This is a genomic window from Bradyrhizobium sp. 33ap4, assembly GCF_032654765.1.
Taxonomy (GTDB): Bacteria; Pseudomonadota; Alphaproteobacteria; order Rhizobiales; family Xanthobacteraceae; genus Bradyrhizobium; species Bradyrhizobium australafricanum.
The window spans coordinates 1-19,484 of the sequence record NZ_JAUMTJ010000100.1; the positions used below are offsets into that span (position 1 = coordinate 1).

The 19,484-nt window shown below is 57.6% G+C and carries 23 protein-coding genes; 6 read left to right on the forward strand and 17 right to left on the reverse strand.

Features of this window, described 5'->3' with window-relative positions:
• Positions 1 to 542: 542 nt before the first annotated feature.
• The 3 genes from Q2M23_RS41200 to Q2M23_RS41210 all read right to left on the reverse strand — a co-directional run bounded on the left by Q2M23_RS41200 (position 543) and on the right by Q2M23_RS41210 (position 1,749).
• Positions 543 to 746, reverse strand: a complete 204-nt coding sequence (locus Q2M23_RS41200; protein WP_028336518.1) for a cold-shock protein — start codon at positions 744 to 746, stop codon at positions 543 to 545.
• Between the two features lie 366 nt (positions 747 to 1,112).
• Positions 1,113 to 1,355, reverse strand: coding sequence for a hypothetical protein (locus tag Q2M23_RS41205; RefSeq protein WP_316399137.1), 243 nt, complete (start codon positions 1,353 to 1,355; stop codon positions 1,113 to 1,115).
• Between the two features lie 247 nt (positions 1,356 to 1,602).
• Positions 1,603 to 1,749 carry a hypothetical protein gene (locus Q2M23_RS41210; RefSeq protein WP_316399138.1) on the reverse strand — a complete coding sequence of 49 codons (147 nt, stop codon included), beginning with the start codon at positions 1,747 to 1,749 and terminating at the stop codon, positions 1,603 to 1,605.
• A 108-nt stretch (positions 1,750 to 1,857) separates the two neighbouring features.
• On the opposite strand from Q2M23_RS41210, the gene Q2M23_RS41215 reads away from it, so the two are divergent.
• On the forward strand, positions 1,858 to 2,040 hold the full coding sequence (locus Q2M23_RS41215; protein WP_316399139.1) for a hypothetical protein: 183 nt from the start codon (positions 1,858 to 1,860) through the stop codon (positions 2,038 to 2,040).
• 18 nt (positions 2,041 to 2,058) lie between these two features.
• Here the strand turns inward: Q2M23_RS41215 and Q2M23_RS41220 are convergent, their stop codons facing one another.
• From Q2M23_RS41220 to Q2M23_RS41245, 6 genes are all read right to left on the reverse strand, one after another.
• The gene (locus Q2M23_RS41220; protein ID WP_316399140.1) at positions 2,059 to 2,343 is read right to left on the reverse strand and encodes a hypothetical protein; all 285 of its coding nucleotides are present in this window, start codon (positions 2,341 to 2,343) and stop codon (positions 2,059 to 2,061) included.
• A 204-nt stretch (positions 2,344 to 2,547) separates the two neighbouring features.
• The gene (locus Q2M23_RS41225; RefSeq protein ID WP_316399141.1) at positions 2,548 to 2,748 is read right to left on the reverse strand and encodes a hypothetical protein; all 201 of its coding nucleotides are present in this window, start codon (positions 2,746 to 2,748) and stop codon (positions 2,548 to 2,550) included.
• Between the two features lie 525 nt (positions 2,749 to 3,273).
• Positions 3,274 to 4,926, reverse strand: coding sequence for a recombinase family protein (locus tag Q2M23_RS41230; protein WP_316399142.1), 1,653 nt, complete (start codon positions 4,924 to 4,926; stop codon positions 3,274 to 3,276).
• A gap of 244 nt (positions 4,927 to 5,170) precedes the next feature.
• The gene (locus tag Q2M23_RS41235; protein ID WP_316399143.1) at positions 5,171 to 5,302 is read right to left on the reverse strand and encodes a hypothetical protein; all 132 of its coding nucleotides are present in this window, start codon (positions 5,300 to 5,302) and stop codon (positions 5,171 to 5,173) included.
• 210 nt (positions 5,303 to 5,512) lie between these two features.
• Positions 5,513 to 5,635, reverse strand: a complete 123-nt coding sequence (locus Q2M23_RS41240; protein WP_283809544.1) for a hypothetical protein — start codon at positions 5,633 to 5,635, stop codon at positions 5,513 to 5,515.
• A 99-nt stretch (positions 5,636 to 5,734) separates the two neighbouring features.
• Positions 5,735 to 5,983, reverse strand: a complete 249-nt coding sequence (locus tag Q2M23_RS41245) for a hypothetical protein (RefSeq protein ID WP_143029825.1) — start codon at positions 5,981 to 5,983, stop codon at positions 5,735 to 5,737.
• A gap of 632 nt (positions 5,984 to 6,615) precedes the next feature.
• Here Q2M23_RS41245 and Q2M23_RS41250 point away from each other — a divergent pair.
• Complete coding sequence (locus Q2M23_RS41250; protein WP_092090254.1) at positions 6,616 to 8,202, forward strand: acyl-CoA dehydrogenase family protein; 1,587 nt, start codon at positions 6,616 to 6,618, stop codon at positions 8,200 to 8,202.
• Between the two features lie 322 nt (positions 8,203 to 8,524).
• Here Q2M23_RS41250 and Q2M23_RS41255 read toward each other — a convergent pair whose 3' ends face one another.
• Positions 8,525 to 9,595: a cytochrome-c peroxidase gene (locus Q2M23_RS41255; protein WP_092090269.1), complete on the reverse strand. Its 1,071-nt coding sequence runs from the start codon at positions 9,593 to 9,595 to the stop codon at positions 8,525 to 8,527.
• A gap of 409 nt (positions 9,596 to 10,004) precedes the next feature.
• Between Q2M23_RS41255 and Q2M23_RS41260 the strand changes: the two genes are divergently transcribed.
• Entirely contained in the window at positions 10,005 to 10,154 is a 150-nt protein-coding gene (locus Q2M23_RS41260) for a hypothetical protein (RefSeq protein ID WP_159109486.1), read from the forward strand.
• Between the two features lie 128 nt (positions 10,155 to 10,282).
• On the opposite strand, the gene Q2M23_RS41265 is transcribed toward Q2M23_RS41260, so the two are convergent.
• Positions 10,283 to 10,528, reverse strand: coding sequence for a hypothetical protein (locus tag Q2M23_RS41265; protein ID WP_316399145.1), 246 nt, complete (start codon positions 10,526 to 10,528; stop codon positions 10,283 to 10,285).
• Between the two features lie 784 nt (positions 10,529 to 11,312).
• Here Q2M23_RS41265 and Q2M23_RS41270 point away from each other — a divergent pair.
• The 3 genes from Q2M23_RS41270 (at position 11,313) to Q2M23_RS41280 (ending at position 14,489) form a co-directional block, all read left to right on the forward strand.
• The gene (locus Q2M23_RS41270) at positions 11,313 to 11,942 is read left to right on the forward strand and encodes an FMN-binding negative transcriptional regulator (protein ID WP_316399146.1); all 630 of its coding nucleotides are present in this window, start codon (positions 11,313 to 11,315) and stop codon (positions 11,940 to 11,942) included.
• A 691-nt stretch (positions 11,943 to 12,633) separates the two neighbouring features.
• The gene (locus Q2M23_RS41275) at positions 12,634 to 13,314 is read left to right on the forward strand and encodes an HAD family hydrolase (protein WP_057018887.1); all 681 of its coding nucleotides are present in this window, start codon (positions 12,634 to 12,636) and stop codon (positions 13,312 to 13,314) included.
• Positions 13,315 to 13,589: 275 nt separating this feature from the next.
• A complete protein-coding gene (locus tag Q2M23_RS41280) occupies positions 13,590 to 14,489 on the forward strand; it encodes a TauD/TfdA family dioxygenase (protein ID WP_316399147.1) in 900 nt (299 codons plus the stop codon).
• A gap of 111 nt (positions 14,490 to 14,600) precedes the next feature.
• Here the strand turns inward: Q2M23_RS41280 and Q2M23_RS41285 are convergent, their stop codons facing one another.
• From Q2M23_RS41285 to trbK-alt, 6 genes are all read right to left on the reverse strand, one after another.
• On the reverse strand, positions 14,601 to 14,843 hold the full coding sequence (locus Q2M23_RS41285; RefSeq protein WP_069279444.1) for a DUF2274 domain-containing protein: 243 nt from the start codon (positions 14,841 to 14,843) through the stop codon (positions 14,601 to 14,603).
• A 4-nt stretch (positions 14,844 to 14,847) separates the two neighbouring features.
• On the reverse strand, positions 14,848 to 16,059 hold the full coding sequence (locus Q2M23_RS41290; protein ID WP_057018889.1) for a TrbI/VirB10 family protein: 1,212 nt from the start codon (positions 16,057 to 16,059) through the stop codon (positions 14,848 to 14,850).
• Positions 16,056 to 17,090, reverse strand: coding sequence for a P-type conjugative transfer protein TrbG (gene trbG, locus Q2M23_RS41295; protein ID WP_316399148.1), 1,035 nt, complete (start codon positions 17,088 to 17,090; stop codon positions 16,056 to 16,058). The genes Q2M23_RS41290 and trbG overlap by 4 nt, the downstream gene beginning before the upstream one ends.
• The gene (gene trbF, locus Q2M23_RS41300) at positions 17,087 to 17,770 is read right to left on the reverse strand and encodes a conjugal transfer protein TrbF (protein WP_057018890.1); all 684 of its coding nucleotides are present in this window, start codon (positions 17,768 to 17,770) and stop codon (positions 17,087 to 17,089) included. The genes trbG and trbF overlap by 4 nt, the downstream gene beginning before the upstream one ends.
• A gap of 98 nt (positions 17,771 to 17,868) precedes the next feature.
• Entirely contained in the window at positions 17,869 to 19,098 is a 1,230-nt protein-coding gene (gene trbL, locus Q2M23_RS41305; RefSeq protein ID WP_316399149.1) for a P-type conjugative transfer protein TrbL, read from the reverse strand.
• Entirely contained in the window at positions 19,095 to 19,409 is a 315-nt protein-coding gene (gene trbK-alt, locus Q2M23_RS41310; RefSeq protein WP_316399150.1) for a putative entry exclusion protein TrbK-alt, read from the reverse strand. Before trbK-alt ends, trbL begins: the two co-directional genes overlap by 4 nt.
• Positions 19,410 to 19,484: the final 75 nt, after the last annotated feature.

Here is a 19,484-nt window from a genome sequence, read left to right on the forward strand (position 1 = left end):
TTTCCTGCAAAATCGAATACTACATCAAGACCAATTCTGCTTATTTCTCAAGTCAATCCGCATTCTTCACGGACGACCCAGTAGCACAAACGATCAAAAGCATTTGTGGGGGGACACCGGGCGAGAAGCCGGCGGCGATTGGCCTGACCGCCAATCTGAAGCCGCGCTGCGCCTCCTAGGGCAGTGGCCTCACCAGCAGACGACCCCGACACGGTCATCGGGCGCGTCGGGGCCGCATTCCAAGCTCCCGCCGTCGGGCGCGCTGACAACGGAAGCAAGATGACTTCCAGCGTTGCCGCCCCGTTCCGCGCCTAAGCAGCACCATTAGGGATTACCGCCCGCCCCTCGGCTCGCCGAAAATGATAAAAAAAACTCAGGCAATGCCCTTCGCTATCTCGCGCTTTTTCATGCTGCGATGCCATACAATAACGGTAGCGGCCTTGGCGCGGGGAACGCCAAGGCCGCTCTAAACTCCCGGTCGGGGGGCAACCTATCGCGGGAGCTTATGATGACTCCCGGCATTGCCCCTTGTTCCTGGTGCGTCACCCCACCCGCAGATTTTCGGCGGATGTTTTTCCGCGATTGTCCTTCGCTTCGTAGCTGACTTTCGCGCCCTCATTTAGGCTGCTCAGCCCCGCCCTTTCGACCGCAGAAATATGCACAAAAACATCCTTGCCTCCGTCATCGGGCTGGATGAATCCGTAACCCTTCGTCGGGTTGAACCACTTCACAGTACCTGTAGCCACAGACAAAACTCCCTTTGGTCCTAATGCGGGAAACCTAAGCGCTGAGCGTCAGGTCCCGCAAGGATAAAGACCGAAACAGCCGTTAGCAAATCAGCAACCAAACCGGCTCACGCTTCTCTGTGGGACGGGGCCGATTGGGGAATTCGCACGGTCACCGTTTCGGGAGGAGCTGGCGCACGGGCCCTGGCGCCGGCTCTTCTTCCTTAACCGTGTGCTAACGAGACAACGGTCGATCGGTCCACGGGACTGCTAGTCTACGGATACTGGGGATTTCAGGGCCCAGGGCTGGAAGAACAGGGCGCCGCCGGGATGCTGCATTTCAAGCCCGGCGGCGTAGGTTCCTTGGGAGGTTAATCGGGGCTGGTGTCATTCGAGCCGCAGAGAAAGCGCCGGCAGCGGCTTATTGCCCTGCTCGCAACCTGTTCGCCCCTTGAGCGGTAGAGCCGGCGTTGAGGCATCCGCGGCAGTCCGGTCGATGAAGTGGATCAGATTAACGCCTGATGACCACTCCACATAACCAACTGCTGCAAAGGCAACTGCTCCCATGAGAATACTGAGCACTGAAGCGGCGGCTGCTGACGGCAAGCTTTGGCTGCTGAAAAACGGCATCACGATTCTCCGCCACCGACTCGCCACCCATGCGTGTGCTAGGCCGATTAGCGATGATCGAGTGTGAATGGCCTCACATATCACGCGCACTTGATGCCGGAGCGTTCGGCTTCACGTCATTGGCCCGTGGCACAGCCCCTGCAGTTTGCTTGGTGCTGGGGGATTTCAGCGTCCCAGTTCAGGAAGGAAACGCCGCCGGGCGTGTATTTTTGAGACCGGCGGCGTCATTTCCGAGACAGGTTTTTAATTAGATCCAGTCGGCCACCCAATCAGGCAGACGATCCGGAAGCGGCCTGTCGAGAAGGCCGGCGACCAGCACGGCGAGCGCCACGCCCTTCGATGGCACCCTCGGCGAACTCGCCTTCCCTTCCCATTCGAAAAGAAAGACCGACAAAAGCTTGTCCCTTTCGGTGCGCGCTCACCGCCTGGGCCGGATTCTGATTAATGGAACAGCAACGTCGTTTGCATAAGATGCAGTTCATTCGCTGCAGGACGCTCGAAAATGACCGAGTACGTCATCAGGGAAGTTGGGCTTCGCCAGTGGCTCGTGTTTGCCGATCGGCGAAGCATCGCTTTTTGCGCCGACGAAGATGAGGCGGTGAAAGCCATGACTGAACATAGCGCGCGCCGCCGTCGACCACTCAAAACAATGGAAATTGCGCCAAGGGAAAACCCGCCGGCGTGAACTGGCGGGCTGAATGATTTATCTTCGTGATTCGATCACCAGGTGCCTTAATTGAGATTGCAGGCAGCCGTGTTGGTTGGAGCTAAGCTCGTCTCGCGGAAAACTGCCAATTCCGCCGCCGCTCGCACTTCGTTGGGCGATGAGGGGCGGCCAGATGCAATGGCTTTTCAGTTGCGTGGTGCGTGCTGATCGAGCGCTGATCATTTGCGCGCCGTAAACAATGCGGACATTTGGCCCGTCGACTTCCGTCATGACCGTGCCCGCATAAAATTCCGGTCGCCCGACAGGAAGACGATTGGTCAATTCGTCTCTTCTGACACAGCTACTCCTGTAAGGGGGACTCAGTCTTCGACTCGGTTCGGTAGACACGGTAAGTTCGCCTTCGCCCCATAGCCACGCCAAGGCCGCAAACAATCGTGGTACCGATGAAGGCGACGCCGGCCTGAATTTGCTGAAAGATGGAGGTCGCGCCGAACAGCGCGATCGCCTCGATAAGGATCTCGAGCCCTAAGCCGAATCGGGAGAACGTGCCCCAGCTTGTGATCGTGATCTCTTCTTGATTTCCGCAATTTCAACGCCGAGCTTAGAGGCAGCCTGCGTGGCCACGGCTTCGGCCTCGGAAGCCATCATGCCGCGCTCATTGCGCACAACCAGATAAATCAAAATGCCGATGCCCATAAGGCTCAAATAAAGAATGAAACCATCCATAGGCGAACCCTCCGCCAGAACGGGGCCAGCCTACCAAGCCTTCAACCTTAGAGGGAAGTCCCGAACTTCAATTCGGTTGCTGCTCGAATAGCGGCGCGGAAGTGAGCGGACCAGGCTTGCATATCTTTAGTTTGGTCCCGTCCGCCTTATCACCACAACGGCCGGCTGAAGCTTGCCGACTTGCCCGATTGGGACTGGGCTGAAATCTCGGCGCACTCAAGTGCAGCGCTTGCGGCAAGGTCGGTTGGGTCGACCTCGACTGGACTGGGGCGAGGTCATCAACTTCGCCAAAGGCATCGGCTGACCCAAAAAGCACCAGCGCCCCATAGCCGGCGCTGGTGCTTTAGTTGCGCTAGCGTGCAGCGTGCACCGCTGCGTCCACATAGCTTCCGCAACTTGGCGCGGGCAAGATAATGCGCCATTGGTGTATGCGGAACTCGCAAACCGGCTTCTAATACCTATCTTCCGGGCATGTAGCGGGACGATTACCCGTACCTTCCTGGTACAGCCGGTGCGCGCGCTGGCTTAGGTGGCTCGCGGGCGTCCCCTCTTCGGCTTGGACATATCGACCACCGCCTTTTTCGACTTGTATCGAGTGGCACGCGTTATTTTGCAGAGCCTCTTAACGAGCGATCGAGATAATTCGTCAAAAGTATCGAAGCGCTCAATGTTGTGCACCGCCCGAGATTCTTCAGAGAGCCGAAACCAAGGGCCATTAAACAACAGCGATGCCGACGGCAGCAGAAGATAATCGAGGGACGATTGGTTGTTCTCGTCCATTCTCAAAATAATCACCCACCCCTCTAGCCGTCGCACGCGATTACGCATCATCCAGCGTACAACTCGGCCCCCATATTTGCACCATCTGGCGACCCGAAAGCTGACGTTCTCAGCCTTATCCAACCTCAAACACTTGGCTGAGCGATCAAGTCTAGCAAACGAGCCTGCCTGTTCGAGGGCAACACGAAGACGAGCTGCATTTTGAAGATGAAATTCGACCCATTGCTTGTGCGCGGCGAGTTTGTCCCAATAGTGTTGATTGCCCGTGTAGCCAATCAGTCGATAAACGTTTTTAAGCGTGCCGAAATGAACCGAAAACGAGGTGACTGAGGGCATGCCGGGGCACTCGTTGATAATCCTTGAACTCAGCTTGCCCTTCTTCATCAGCAGCTTTCGAAGCCTCAGCAGCATTTCCTCCTCTGGGATTTTGATGAGCCGCCGTGCCGCCATAACCTTCTGCACGCGCAGGAACACGTTTCGCTCGACAGTAGGCTCGATGATGCCTTCCTTCCTGATCCAGAGGGACTGTGGGTTACGCGCTCTCTTTGTCTCCAGCTTTTCCGTCGTGCGATTATAAATGGAAGTACCGATATATGCTTCGTTTCGAAGAAGATCACATATCGCATTCTTGCACCACGGAGCGCCTCGGCTGTTTACAATGCCTCGCCGATTGAGTTCGCGCGCGATACCTCTTGGCGATTTTCCACTCAGATACTGCTCGTAGATCCATCTCACGACCTTCGTCTGATCCGGCGTTCCCCGGCAAAGTCGTACACGATCTGACGCCAGAAATTTGCGCTCGCCCCGGCCAAGAAATCCCTTTGGAGTTGAGTGTTCGTCTAGGACCAGTCGCTGCAATCCATAGGGGGCTGAGCCGCCCATCTTGAAGCCTAGCCCCGCCAACCGCAAAGCTCCCGCATGGACCTTACCTGAAAGCTCCCGGCTGTACTCCGCCGCCATCACCCGCTTAATATTTTTGACAATGCTCGACAGAAGGCTGCCATCATTGTCGAATTGCTCGGCGCAATAGGCTACCTTGATGCCTGCCTTCCGACAGAGGAATTCATAGTGCGCGCTCTCGTCGACGTCTTGAAACCGTCCCCAGCGACTAACATCCAGGATCAGCAGGTGACCGAAGTCAGCTTCGCCAGACTGGACGTCACGGATCAGCGCGGTCAAACCGGCTCGCTTCTCGATTTTAAGACCGCTTTCGCCATCGTCGCGGTAGGTGCGAACGAGTGTGAGCCCATGAATGGCGGCGTAAGCTGCGATAACAGCCGCTTGGTTTTCGGTCGAGTATTTCTGGAGGTCAGTGGACATTCGGACGTATTGTGCCGCCCGATGTATCTTCTGTGCTTGAGGTAGATGGTCCTTGCGCACAATGAGCGAGTTGGCCATTGCGCTCCTCCCGAAATGACGATTATCTGCATCATCTCATTCAAGCCATTGAGCGATCACAAAACTAGGACCGCAGCTCGCGCCACACAAGCGATATGGTTGCCTTTGTAGCACCAACCAGATGTGAATTTCCGCGGCTGCCGCGCGGGTTTCTAAGCATGTTCAGCAGGCGCGATCGCAGAGGATAGCGGCCCCAAAAAAGCTGCGCCGTGAGTCTCGAAATATCGTGTCCTGGCCGGTCGGCCTAGCCGAACAGGAAGCCTAACAGCGGCTGCAGCGAAAGGTGCGCGCTAACGTGCCCCGCGATCGAGGCCGCAAGGCCATGGCGCCAATAGAGATAGCCCCAGAGTAAGCCGCCGCACCCATGAAGCGCCACGAACCCAACTCAGGGGCGTCGGATCAAGAGTCATCAGATACGACAGATAATATAGGGGATAGGCCACCAAGGCAGCCCTGAGGATCGCGCCCCAGTAGCACGATAACCGCGGGCGACCGGCGGCGATCGCGAAGAGCCAGGCTAACGCGGACATCACGATCAGGCGGAAGATCACCTCCTCGAATACAGCACGCGCCGAGAAAGGTATGATCAGGACCGTCGCTGAGTAACAAGCACCAGCGCGGCCTGCTCTGGCGGAATGACTTTACGGAAGGCCAGTCCATCCGCAATCGCCATGTAGGCGCCGAACACCAGGCCGACAACGAGAGCCATCGTGATCGGCCGCCGGCAACCGTGCGGCAATATCTGTAGGCCGAGAGCGCTCCACTGCATTTCTATTTCAGACCCCCAGCAATCGACGCTAGCAAACTCCTACAACACCGCCAATGCGTCCCAAGACGAAAAGCCGCTCGGGACCGCGTGAGCGAAGGCAGAAGCTCCGAAGTTTGCCGTTGAACTGACGCCCGGATAATTTCCGCCGTAGAACGCATGCCAGGCGCCGGTTGAGGGGATCGAAGAGAAATCGATGCCATTTGAGACGGTTGCGGGATTGGCCGAGACATCATTATTCCAGTTGCCAGCATTGATTCTTAGCCACGCATGCTGGACGTCGAGATCCACGGCTACGCCGACAATGTCACCATTGCCCGCTTACTTTTACGCAAGCTCACGTCGGCAATAAGACCGCATAGAGCTCGAGGCGATCGACAAGTGGATCGAGAAGCAGGCCGATGAGCCTTCCCGCCCCGAGGCGATCCGCAGGCTGCTCCAGATCGCGTCGACGTCGTCAACCGCAGTGCGGCCCAAGACTGAAAGCCAACGCCAGCGCGCTCGCGACATGGCCGGCAAAGCGATCGACAAAGTTGCGGACACCACTGCCAGTTCGGAGGAGCAAGCCGACCGCAAGCGCCGGCTCGTCAAGGGCCCCGAGGAATTCCAAAAGGTACGACGCGATCAAGACGGCGGGAGTCACGTTGGAGAACTGACGAACAATCGGTATGTGCAGCTCAAGGAGATTCCTCCTGTCGGAGTTCCGGCGCGACATCGCGAGTACCGTGCAGCACCGCACGATCTCGACGCGACGAGTCCCTGGAGCGTATCGCACGGTCGCGAACACGCCCTCGATGGGTTAGTCTGCAAGATGCAGCTTGACGCCCGCCGCGCAGCCCTGGCGATGACTCCCAATCTGGGTAATCTGCATATGCTTCGCTCGCATTCACCTATACCAATGTCTATTCGAGCCAGCCACGAAGATGATTGTCATAACGCACGCGCGCAATCAATCTGGCTTTATGGATATGTACACTCAAGCTTACCCCTTATGCGAGGAGGCGCAGGAGCGCACATCTGACTTTGGTGCAGCTACTACCTTATATTCCCGTTTGATCGATGACCTCAGTCAGTTGAATTTTGCAGACGCGGATGACCGTCGGGCATTCCCTCCGACCCTACACAGCGTATTGGCAAGACATGGGCTATTCGGGCTCACTACACCAACAGAGCACGGTGGGTTAGCCCTTCCTTTGCAAGAGGCCATCGACCTCATCTCCGCGACTGCATCCTTCGATGTCTCTGCTGCCTCTACCCTCGTGATCCATAACTTTCTGGCCCTGCCCTGCATCGAAGCGGCACCGCACATCCCTGAACAAAGGCAGGTCATGTGGGGCGCAACACGCGGCGATCTTTGCGCTTTCGCTTTAACAGAGCCTGGAGCTGGCTCTGCCCCGCGACATATAGAAGCGTCGGCCTTCATGCATGAAGATAGAGTTCGCATCTCTGGCCGCAAAATCTGGATCGGCCTCGCTGACTGGGCTCGTTGGATCGTTTGTTTTGCGCGAGCCGCTGGTCCCAATGCGAAAGGACGGGTCGTTGGCGTTCTAGTTGATAGGCAGGCTCCGGGCCTAAAGGTCACGCACGAGCATCGCACACTCGGTCTGCGCGGTATTATTCAAAACACCCTAGAGTTCCACGATGTCGAGCTGCCGAGCGCTTACGTTCTCTCTCGCGATCAAGACGGCTGGGGAGCAGCAGCATCTAGTATGAACCGCGGGCGCATCGGTGTGGCTGCTATGGGTCTTGGAGCCCTTGAGCGTGCTATTCAGGTCGCAGCCTCATATGCAAGCCGTCGTCGACTAGGCAAGCTGCGCATGATCGAGAACAGCTATATCGAGCAGTCATTTGGACAGATGGTACTCCGACGGGAAGTCGTGAAGGCAATGCTGGGTGCATCCTGCCGACTTGTCTCAGCGCAGGGCGCACCGAACGTCCACCTTGCGTCAGCAACGAAGGTTTTGTCCTCGGAGTGGTGCGGCCTCGTTGCCGATCAATGCGTCCAACTGTTAGGTGGCCGCGGTTACGATGAGGGGACTCCTGTAGCTAAAATCTATCGAGACGCTCGCATTCTCCGCATCTTCGAGGGGCCGACTGAGACGCTCCTATCACATCTCGGCCGCTGCCTTCTCTCTCGAGCCACACGTGACGAAATAGCTGATCTTTTTCTGTCTCTTGATGCGGCACCATTCCACGCTGCTGCAATTGAGGAACTCTCTGGACTCAATGAGACAGATGGCGCCGTACTAATCTATGCGGGTTGGCTCACCACATTAGGACTGGCACAAGCCGTCATGTCTACTGGTTCGTTCTCGGCCTCAGATTGTCTCGCGGCTGACCTCGTCAGTTCCGAATTGAACACCCTCCGTACTCGCAAGCCGGCAAGGCTATCTTTCGAAGGCCGCATTCGCGCTAGCAGGACTCTGAATACTTTCCTTCACGACGCAGCTTCTTCCATCCGTTCACCAGTCCTTACAGACGATTACCTCAGATTGGTACAGTATGTTTGAGACCATGCGAACGGTTCGAGGATGCTGATCTGGAGACGGTCCAACACTCGACAGCGACGAGCTTTCGGTAACAAGGACGTAGCAGGATTTAGCGATTTAACTCAGCAAAGTTCATCTCATCGACAGCAAGCCGTTTTTGTCGCGGAGTCAGAACGACCACTCGAGGCTTGGGACAAACGCGCCGCATGATGCGTCGCTGAGGCGAGGCGAACTGGGATGTGTAGTCGCCTGGACAACAACAATTGAGATTGGGCACACTTAGCGACGCGCACACTTTGAATATCGATTGAACCAAGGACGCACGGCATCCGGCTTATCGGCCCTATTTGTCTAGAGAGGGCCGTGGCGTCGCATCGCTACGCGTGGGCAGTCTCGGATATTCGATCTTGGGCAGCTGCCCAGTTAACGAATTTAGAAACGCTACAATGTCGTTTTCCTCTTTATCGCTAAGCTTCGCGCCGAGCTGGGTCTCACTCATCACGCCAACCGCTTGCTTAAGGCTCCAGGCCTGGCCCGAATGGAAGTACGGTGCCCGCAACGCGACGTTGCGCAACGGCGCGGCGCGGAAAACGTATTCGTCGCTGGCTACCTTGGTAACCGCAAAACGGCCCTTGTCGGCGGATGGCAGCAGCGTTCCGTCCGGCCTTTCAACCACGCCGAACGGGAAGTAATCCTGTCCACCGACGTTGATTCCATTATGGCAAGACGAGCATCCTTTTTCCATGAATAGCTTTAGTCCCGCCTTCTGCTGATCATCGAGAGCATGCTCATCGCCCTTCAGGTACTGATCAAACGGGGCAGCAGGTGTAATCAGAGTCGCTTCGAAAGCCTCGATCGCCTTGGCGGAATTGTCAAAGGTGACGGGCCTCGCCTCATTCGGGAACGCTTTCTGAAACATGACGACATAGTCGGTCATCGAATTCAACGTGTTGAGTACCCTGTCCGGCGTGGCATTCATTTCGACACTCGCCTGGATGGGGCCTGTGGCTTGCGCCTTGAGATCTGCCGCGCGCCCATCCCAGAACTGCGCCACATTGAATACTGCGTTATAGACGGTAGGTGCCCGACGTGGACCTCGCTGCCAGCCATGACCCACTGACGTTGGACCGGCATCTACGCCGCCCGCGCCAAGGTTATGGCACGTATTGCAGCTAATGATCCCGCTTGCCGATAGCCTCGGATCGAAGAACAGCGTCTTGCCAAGTTCGACCTTTTCGTGGGTGACTGTGTTGTCCTTTATCGCAGGGACGACCGAAGGAATCGGTTTGAAAGCCTCCCTGGCAGCGCTCATCAAATCGTCAGTTGCGCCCGCTGCTGAGGAGACCAGGACCCCAATGGTCAGAACGCACACTTTGCAGACCAGGGAAAGCTCTCGTATCGCTGACTTCTTCATTGCTTGCATTACCAATTTCATAGATGCCGGAAACGGCCAAAAAGCTGCATGCGGCCGCACTCGAGGAAAGACACAGCTCCACCAGAGGAAGACGCCGCAACGGCAGCTCTCGAAGCCGGCCGTCTGGGGTGCCACCGACGAACAATGAAGAGGCGGTCAACTACAGCGGCTTTGATCCAGGATCGTCAAACACCGAGCCTCACTCGCCCACCCCAGCACTTGCTGCCGGCGCAAAGACGTCTGCGTGAGATCTGGGTCGTCGAAGCTGTTGATATTGTCAAAGCAATCCATCCGATCCTCCTCTGCCAGATCTAGGCAAATCAAGCCGGACTTGTCAGTCTAGCTAGAGACCTTCCCATGCTATGGGCCTTAGCTGTCGATAAGCTGACGACCCCCGGAACAATTCACAATGTTGGCCTTGCACGGCAACTCTCGTGTAACGCCGTTCGGGTTTTTCAAGCGGGTAGACGGCAAAATTACGCGGCAACTGAGCGAGCGCAACACCGCCATTAAGAACCTCAATGCCATGATGTCCCTCAAGGGCCTTGAAGGCGAATAGCTGAGCGGCGGCTGTCACGGTGTTCGCGTAATCGGATGGTGGCAGCTTTATGGCTGAGCAGCAGCGGATGTTGAGGAACGTCGCATTGAGCCGGTTTACCGGCTGGTAGGTAAGCGGACTTCGCTCTCCTAGGTGGGCGTGCGCCGTTCGCGCTCAGCCCTATTTGCAGCCCTGAGTCGCTCTCCAATGTACTCAGAGATATCGTTCATCTCAGCCTGCAAGTCGGCTTCAGAAATATCCTGCTCTTTGGCTGCCTCGACAAGGCGCTGAGTGAGTTCGGCCACATCCTGCGACGCGCCGGGAGTCCGATACTGCTCGACGGCATGAACGCTATTCTCGATCCAGAAGTCGATAAATTCGCGAACGTCGCTCACTGTATACCCTTAAGCCAAACCAATGGCCCAGCGTTAACTCCAGTAACGGAACGGAGCAAGGCCGTCTTAGCGGCGTCGGCGCATACCAAGGTTTGGCGGACGCGAGGGAGTGACAATCGAACAGCGGATGGCCGATGATTGAACGTGATCAGAAAAACAAAAGGATCGCCGCAATCGCGATAAGCAAAGGCCGAACAGAACGCTTCCTGCGCTGAATTAAACTCGCTCATGACACCACCCCTTCGCCTCGAACACACTGTGGCTTAAGTAAAATAGACCATCGTCCATAACGGGTTGTCCCTCCCGCACTTCAGCTCGATTAGATCAAGCTGATCGGAACCTCCGACATTCATAAAGTTCGCCCACCGCAAGTGCCATAAGAGATATCGAGGTGGCGTTGAGGGAGTTGTCAGCGCAGCCAGATGGAAAGTTATCAGCACCGCTGTCCGCTCTGCTCTCAGTAAGCCGGCTGTTGGCAAGTTCCAAGTTGAACGTGGCACGCACCAATCGGTAAGCAGCAGTCCGGCTCGCTTGTCCGAGGAAACTCAGATGTTCAGAGCGGCGAATGAAAGCGAGCGCCCCATGGAACCGGACTGTCGCGTCATAATTGCCTTGCTCGGTTACATCACGGCCCCAGGAGCACGTCAGCGGGCGATCACGAGGCGGCCAAGCCACGAGCAAGGCGGGCGGATCCAACGGCGAACCTCCAAGGGGCCGACTGAAACTGGCAGTTTTCTCGCACATTGACCTGGGTTATCTCGACGACCTCCACCGAGAGCCTTCCATGTATATACCATGCCCCTTTCGAGATGACGACCTCGAGAACATTCGAGCGACAATCCGCTGCGCCCGATTGGCCAACCTGATCACGGCCACGTCGGGCGGGCCCCTTGCGACGCCGCTTCCCCTCTTCCTCGATGAGAGCGAAGGCGAGCACGGCACGCTGTACGGGCACCTTGCGAAGCGCAATCCGCAATGGCGCACCGCCACGATCGGAGATGCGATGGCGATCTTTACTGGCCCGGAAGCTTACGTGACGCCATCCTGGTATCCCAGTAAACGACAAGCTGAGCACGTGGTGCCGACATGGAATTACATCGCGGTCCATGCCCATGGGCCGATTGGGTTCTTCGAGGATCCCGATCGCCTGCTTGACATCGTGACGCGCCTTACGAATATCCATGAAACGTCACGTGCGACACCTTGGGCCGTCAGCGATGCTCCCGTGGATTTCATTGCCGCCCAGTTGCGTGAAATCGTCGGCGTACGCATCCCGATCACCAAGGTCGAAAGCAAGCGCAAGATGAGCCAAAATCGCCCCATGCCTGATCGCATTGGTGTCGCCACCGGCCTAGCCGCGAGCAAACTGGCGCGGGACCAGGAAGTTGCGCCTCTTATCCTAGTTCAGGCCTGAGACGATACCATGCATGGCCGTTACCAACAGCGGCGGTCGACACATAGCGATCTTACATGTGCAGTTCTCACAGAGAACAGCGGCATCAGTCTAGCCGTTGCGCCGCTCAAGACATTTTTTTCCTCGTCGCATCAGTGGTTGCTGGCACTAGATAGGATGGGCGACAATTGAGCATTGCTCCAGTCCTCTCAATGGAAAGTCGTTGACGCCCCCGACTTTCGACTTAGCGACTCAGGTAGAAGCCCATTCGCCTCACTAGCCGGACAGATCACGGAGGGACTACCCCAGTATCAATTGCGCCCGAATTTCACGAGCGGATCAATCGGCCCGCACTTACCGGACCTTGTAGACTCGTGTCCGTATTCTGACAGAGGCACAATCTCGTGTCATGTCCAGTACAGCGCGCCTAGCACGCGTTCAGACCGACGAAAGCCCATTCGGCCTTGATGGCCGGCTGGCATGACCATTGCTTCAAGCAAATCGATCCAGAAATAGAGCCGTCAAAGCAGCAATGCTCACGCCCTCCGCCTCCATCTCGCCTCGGAATCACGGTCCGCCCGTTGAGCGCACTGGCGCGCGTTGCTCCCCTGACAACTCTGTATGGGCCTAACCCACTAGGACCGCACCGGACCAACAAAACAGCCAGTCTCGAACACGAGAATATCGCACGATTACTTGTCTAGGTTCACGCATGAAATCCGCCGTTGTTTTCGACTGGAATGGTACGCTGCTCGATGATGCCAATGCCGTGCTGCAAACCATTAATGCAATTCTGAGCCGCTTCGGTCGCGCAGCCGTCGATATGCACAGGCTTCGAGAGGAGTTCGAACTCCCTCTTTCGGTTCTTTTCCGCAACCTAGACATGTCGGAAGATGAAATCGAAGTCGTGAATAGTAACGACAGCGCCATTTTCCACGATGCCTACGAATTTTTGGCGCGCAACGCGGCCTTACGCAAGGGCGCACGAAACGTTTTGCTCGCTCTTGATCAGAGATCAGTTCAAACCGTCATCGTTAGCAATCACATTGTTGAACCGATCCGCACACAAGTGCGAAGACTCGGAATCAAGACTCAAGTTAGGGATATCTTGGCATTTGAGAGCCGCGCTACCCAGTTTAGGAGCATGAGCAAGGAAGAACGGCTGCGTTTGTATATGCAGGCCAATGATCTATCCCCAGAAAGAACCGTCATCGTAGGTGACATGCCAGTTGAGACCGAGATTGCCCGCAATCTCGGTCTTATTAACGTATCGATCACGGGGGGATTTGTTTCCGAAGCGCGCCTGTGCGCCGCAGGGCCCGACTACATGATTCATGACCATCATGAATTATTGCCGGTTTTGCAAAAGCATTGCATTATTCAGCGCAGTTAAGTGACCATAAGAACACAGCTGAAGATCCGCCGTTCGCCCGCTGCTGCTATCCGCTTCGTCTTCACGATCCGATGATATTCGAAGAGTGAGATCGAAAGCCGAGTTCTTTTACTCGGTCGAACCGCGGATCAAGTCCGACAGCTCGTGCCAAATATCACGATCCGCTTAGTGCCATCTGGCGCTACATGTTCGGTCTTTCGCCTGGCATGATGCTTGCTGCAGATCATTCGTTACCAAGGGGCGGGGAAGAAACTGAAAGGCCTTGGAAAAACGACATGAGCACAGCGGCTTTGATCGGTGACGTCATTCCGGGCAGCGATGTTGTGAAACGTGCAGCGCGCATCGGTGCCGAAGTCAAAAATATCGAGCTATCGGGCGATCTACCGGACCACACGATCGTCGCAATTAACAGCTTGTTGCTCGAGCACAAGGTTATCTTCTTTCGCAATCAAGGACATCTCAACGACGCCGAGCAGGAGCGCTTTGCCGCTCGTCTCGGAAAGCTAGTGCCGCATCCGATGCTCGGTGCTGCCAAGGGAACGGCGTCGCTCCTCGAACTGGACTCCACTCGCGGCGGCGGTCGCGCCGATGTTTGGCATGCCGATGGGACCTTCGCCGAAGCCTATCCCAAGATTTTGGTCTTGCGAGCCGTTGTAATGCCAACGTTCGGAGGCGATACCGTGTGGTCGAACACAGCTGCCGCTTACCTTGACCTGCCGCCCCCGCTACAACGGCTTGCCGATGAGCTATGGGCTGTTCACAGCAACGTTTTCGATTACGCTGGGATCGCGCGCGTCCGTGACGTTGACAAGAAACACTTTGACGATGTGTTCACCAGCAGGATTTTTGAGACTGAGCATCCCGTCGTGCGTGTCCATCCCGAAACAGGCGAGCGGACGCTAGTACTCGGCGCCTTGGTGAAGCACTTTATTGGGGTGCCCAAATACGACGGACAAAAGCTGTTCGAGGTGTTCCAGTCTCATATCACCGCGCCCGAAAACACTGTGCGGTGGAACTGGTTAGAGGGCGATATCGCGATATGGGATAACCGCGCGACGCAGCATTACGCGGTCAACGATTACGGGGACCAGCATCGCGTCGTACGTCGGGCCACGATCGATGGAGACGTGCCCGTCAGCGTGGATGGCCGGAGAAGCGTACCGCGCATGAAGTGATCAACGAAAGCGCCCTCGCATCCGAAAGTGGACAAAGCCTGGCTGCCGGAGTTGTTTGGGGCGGACGTGGGAACGCTAAACGATATCTCAACTGTCGAGAAACCTTGAGCATCACTTCCCTTCGCCAGTGGCCGGTACGTGGCCCTCACGTTTCAGTTTAGAAAACCCTCGATCCGTGGCCATAAAGCGCGCCAACATGGGCGCGATGAGCTTAGTCGGTTCGACCGCTTGACCACCTTGACGCCTAAGGGCTTCTGCATATGCAATGAGGTCACGATGCACGGCCGCCGGCAGCTCCGTACTCACTTTGACCGGCTTATCGTCTGGAAGGTCCGCTATTTTGAGCTTTGGCATGTTGTCACTTTCCATACGGCGCAAGTATGAGGTCACGATTGACCAGAACACGAACCGGAAAGCCAGGTCGCACGGTCAGGGTAGGCTGGATGCCGAGACTGCGGCGAACGACCTGCTGTCCCGTTTGATTCAGTGAGTCGGAGGCCCCGTGTCGCAATGCTTGGATAATTGCGCTGTCGTTGCTATTTGTGTCGGAGCCCGCGCCTAGTTCCGTCCCAACAGCTAGAAGCGTCGATAGTGCCGCAGCCTGGAATAGTTCTGCCCAGTGATTGTCGACTTGGTCTTCCAGACCCGCATAGCCTGCGTTATCAGTGCCAGGCTGCCGCTCAAGAACGATAGAACGTCCGTTCGGCATGATCAGCCGCGTCCAAACCAGCAGGACGCGCGACTGACCGAACGTGACCTGACTATCGTACATACCGATTAGACGCGCTCCCTGGGGCACAAGCAGAAAGCGGCCTGTCGGCGTGTCAAAAATATTCTCAGTTACCTGCGCTGTGACCGGACCTGGGAGGTCTGATCGAATCCCAGTGATTAGGGCTCCCGGAATGACCGTCCCAGCCTGCAAGATGTATGGCGAAGCCGGCCCGCTGATGCGGTCCGGGCTGACCGTGCGACGGTCCACAGAAGCGTTCGCGAAGGCAAGCTTCCGGTCCTGACCGTTCTGCGCCGATCCGTCATCGGCAGAGTTCGTCGCGCTTGGAGACGCGACGCGGTCGGTTCCAGCGGCCGCAGCGGCGGGCGCGCGCATTTCACCACCATTGTTCGCAGCGAACAAGCGGCTGATGCGGGCTGCTTCAGTCTCTTGGTCTCGGCGCTGCTGTTCTGGATCTGAGCCGATGGTTGGCGACCGCCCCTGAGCAGCAAGGATCGGCCGTCCAAGGTCCCCAGGGAGTGGCGGACCGAGCAGCGGAATCGATTGGCGTGGAGCGCCCGTGTAGTCCTTCGGCAGCGTCGCGATCCCGTCGGCCACATTATGATGGTCTGTGCTGTAAAGCTCCTCGGCCGCATGGTTTGGGGAGCGGTTACTCTGCAGCGACCACAAAACAGTTCCGCCAATCACGAGCATGATAACCGCGCTCCCGCCGGTCAGAACCTTCCGTGACAACCGTGTCACGCGCGCATGCTCTGCTCTCAAGCGGAAACTTCCGGATTGCCCGTCTCGCGCCTGCGGCTGAGTCGCCTGATCGCGATCGTTTCCGTCCTCGGTATTCATGACGACGGCCTCCCGTCTTTCCTGACAATCCTGACTTTCTGCTGGTGCTCACCGCCAAGCCGCAGTTCGGCAGCCGCGAACAGCCGATCGACGATCAGGAGGTTGCCGTAGGCGCGGTAATTGGCAAGTTCGGTCTTGCCGTCTGAACCGATGATAAAGAGCGGTGGCATCTCGCCTTGCACGATGCCCTGAGGGAATTCGACATAGACCTTGCGGCCATCGTCATAGACGGCCAGCGGCCGCCACGGCGGGCTGTCGCCTTCAATTGCGTAGCGGGAAATGCGTTGCGCGGGCTCCGGAAGGATGGGTCTCAGAGCGACTGCACGCGATCGTTCGCGCATTGTTTCCGGATAGTACCAGGCAACCGATGGCATGTATGGCCGCTCGCGCGAGCGGAGCTCGATCAGGTAGGTGCGCCGGTCTGTATTGACCACAAGATTGGTCTCGATCGATGCGCGGGTCGGCTTGACGAGGATATGGACCCGGCGCGTATCGCCGCTTCCGCTTTCGGTATCGCCAACGACCCAGCGCACGGTATCTCCGGCGGCGATCGGCCCAGATCCGGTCAGCTGCTCTCCCTCCTCAAGCGCTATATCCGTAATCTGTCCCGGGGCGGCGTAAATCTGATAAAGCGCCCCGGGGCTGTAGGCATAGATCTGCGCTGCGTTGAAATACCCCCGCTTGCGCGGTTCGACCCGGGCTGCGCTGTTTGCCGTCTCAATCCGGCTCACGGGTTCAGGCTCTTCCTTCCCGGCCGCCTTGCCCCCGAGAGCCGGCCTCCAGAGGGGCGGAACGTGTAGCGGTTGCGACTTGTCGTCCGGAGGCGCTGGCGATGCTGGCATCGAAGGAACTTCCGCATCATAGCTGATCTGTGGCGGTATGTAGGTCGCGCACCCACCGAGCGCCGACGAACAAAACAGAAGAGCAGGTAGAAGTGCTCGCTTCGCGGCCACCAGGTCGGACCGACTCGAATTGAACCCACTGCGCACGATAGGATGCTTCGAATAAACGTCAGACGGCGTCTTGGTCACTGACTCAACTCCTTTGACCAGTTGATGGCGCGGACATAGACTCCAAGGGGATTCTTGCGCAGTCGTTCGGCATCGCGCGGCGTCTCGATCACGATCGAGAGAATTGCAGTCCAGCGCTCGGTCGAGCTCAACGAACCGTTGTCGTAGGTGCGTTGAGTCCAGGCGACCCGAAAGCTCTCCGACGACGCGCGAATGACGCTCGAGACATCCACCGAGATTTGGGCCTTCCCCAACTTGGCGAAGGGGTCATTGGTGCGCGCATAGTCGTTCAGTGCAGCCGCGCCACGATCCGTCGTAAAATCATAGGCCCGGAGCCAATTCTGGCGCAGAACGATGCCGTCGGCTGGCAGGCCTCTGACGTCCTCAATGAAGCGCGCCAGATGGTAAGCGATCTGAGCGTCAGTAGGTTGATAGCCGATGTTGGCCGGCGCAACCCTTTGGGCCTGGCCGAGATGATCCACTTCAACCACCCAGGGCGTGATCGAGCCTTGGCTCGATTGCCAAACAAGGCTACCTGCGAGACCAGCCGATAGCATTAAGCAACCGAAGGCCATCAAGCGCCAATTCTTGGCCTGCGCGCGGGCAGATCCAATGCGTTCGTCCCAAACCTGCGCTGCCTTTTGATACGGCGTAACCGGTTCGGGCATGCGCCCGTAATGAACGGAAGGTCGTTTGAACATCGAAAGTTGCCCTTGAGATCAAGTGATGGGTTTCGAGTCGTGCGGTATCCGCCTTTGAGTGGCCCGCGCAGCGGGTGGCGAGGTGCAATGGCTGCGTGTCAGCGCTCTCCTTCAGACAAATCGACGGAAGAGCCGCTGCCACCGTGATCGCCTGAGCGGACCGCGTGGCCGGCCGCCGACGCACCGTGCCGAATGGTCTCGGCAGGCTTCATGCGCCGCGCCCAATCGGGCTGCCCTTCGGCCGAAGTGCTGGTGGCCTGCGCGCCGGCTTGCCCACCTCCACCAGCCGCAGCCGTTGCACGACGCAACGGGCTCATGGCGGCCGAAGCGCCGGCTTCCGCGACGCCGGCAATGCCGCCGCTGCGGTAGGCCGCTGATGCTCCGCTCATGGCAGCACCGCCACTACGCGCGGCGCCGGCAATCGCGCCGCCAGCGAGACCAGCGCCGCCCGCGGCAAGTCCCGCGCCCGCCGCAACAATGCCGCCGGCAGCAACGCCTGTTCCAATTGCGGCGCCGGCGCCGAGCTGTGGTCCGCCTGACACAAGGCCGTTTGCGATACCCGGACCGAAGATACCGAGGCCGAGCAAGGAGAGTGCCGCGAGCACCAGGGTCATCGCGTCTTCAATGGTCGGCTGGGCGCCGCCGAAGCCGGTGGTGAATTGAGAGAACAAGGTCGAGCCGATGCCGATGATGACGGCCAGGACCAGGACCTTTATCCCTGAAGAGATGACATTGCCGAGGACCCGCTCTGCTGCGAAGGCAGTCTTGCCAAACAAACCAAAGGGAATGAGCACGAAACCGGCCAGCGTCGTGAGTTTAAATTCGATCAGCGTGACAAAGAGCTGGATCGCCAGAATGAAGAAGGCAAGCAACACCACGACCCAAGCGAACAGGAGAACGACAATCTGGACGAAATTCTCAAAGAAGCTGATGTAGCCCATGAGGTTGGAGATCGAATCGAGCAACGGTCGGCCGGCGTCGAGTCCGACTTGCGCGATCTTTCCAGGTCGCAGGAAATCGGATGCGGACAGGCTTGCACCCGATGCTTTCAGTCCAAGACCGGCAAAGCTCTCGAAGACGATACGCGCCAGGCTGTTCCAGTTGCCGATGAGGTAGGCAAAGACCCCCACGAAGAGCGTCTTCTTGACGAGGCGCGCGATGATGTCCTCGTCCGTTCCCCAACTCCAAAACAACGCTGCGAGGGTGATGTCGATCGCCGCAAGAGTCGTTGCGAGATATCCGACATCACTGCCGAGCAGCCCGAAGCCGTTGTCGATATAACGCGTGAACGTTTCCAGGAACTGGTCAATGATCCCCGTACCAGTCATGGTTTGCTCGCCTCAGGTGTAGCCAGGTTCGGAGATCCCTGCGGGATACGGCTCTGATCCTTTGGGGCAAGCGTCGAACTGGCCGAGTCATCGTGGGCGGGAGCTACAACGCTGTCTTTCTTGCCAAAGAAGCGGCGCCGGTTTTCGGCCCAAACTTGCTGGCAATGGCGATAACCCGCTGTTTCCTCCGGCGTGACGCCGCGACAGCGTTCGAGGTCGGAGCTGGTTGCATCGGTCGTCTGCTTCCCCTTCGATGCCAGCGGAGACTCGTCTCCACCACGCAGTTGAATCGTGCAGGCAGCGACCGCCACTAGTGGCTCGTCACAGTGATTTTGACGGTTTGATACCGAGCCAGCTTAGGATCGGCAAGTTCTCTGGCGGCACGA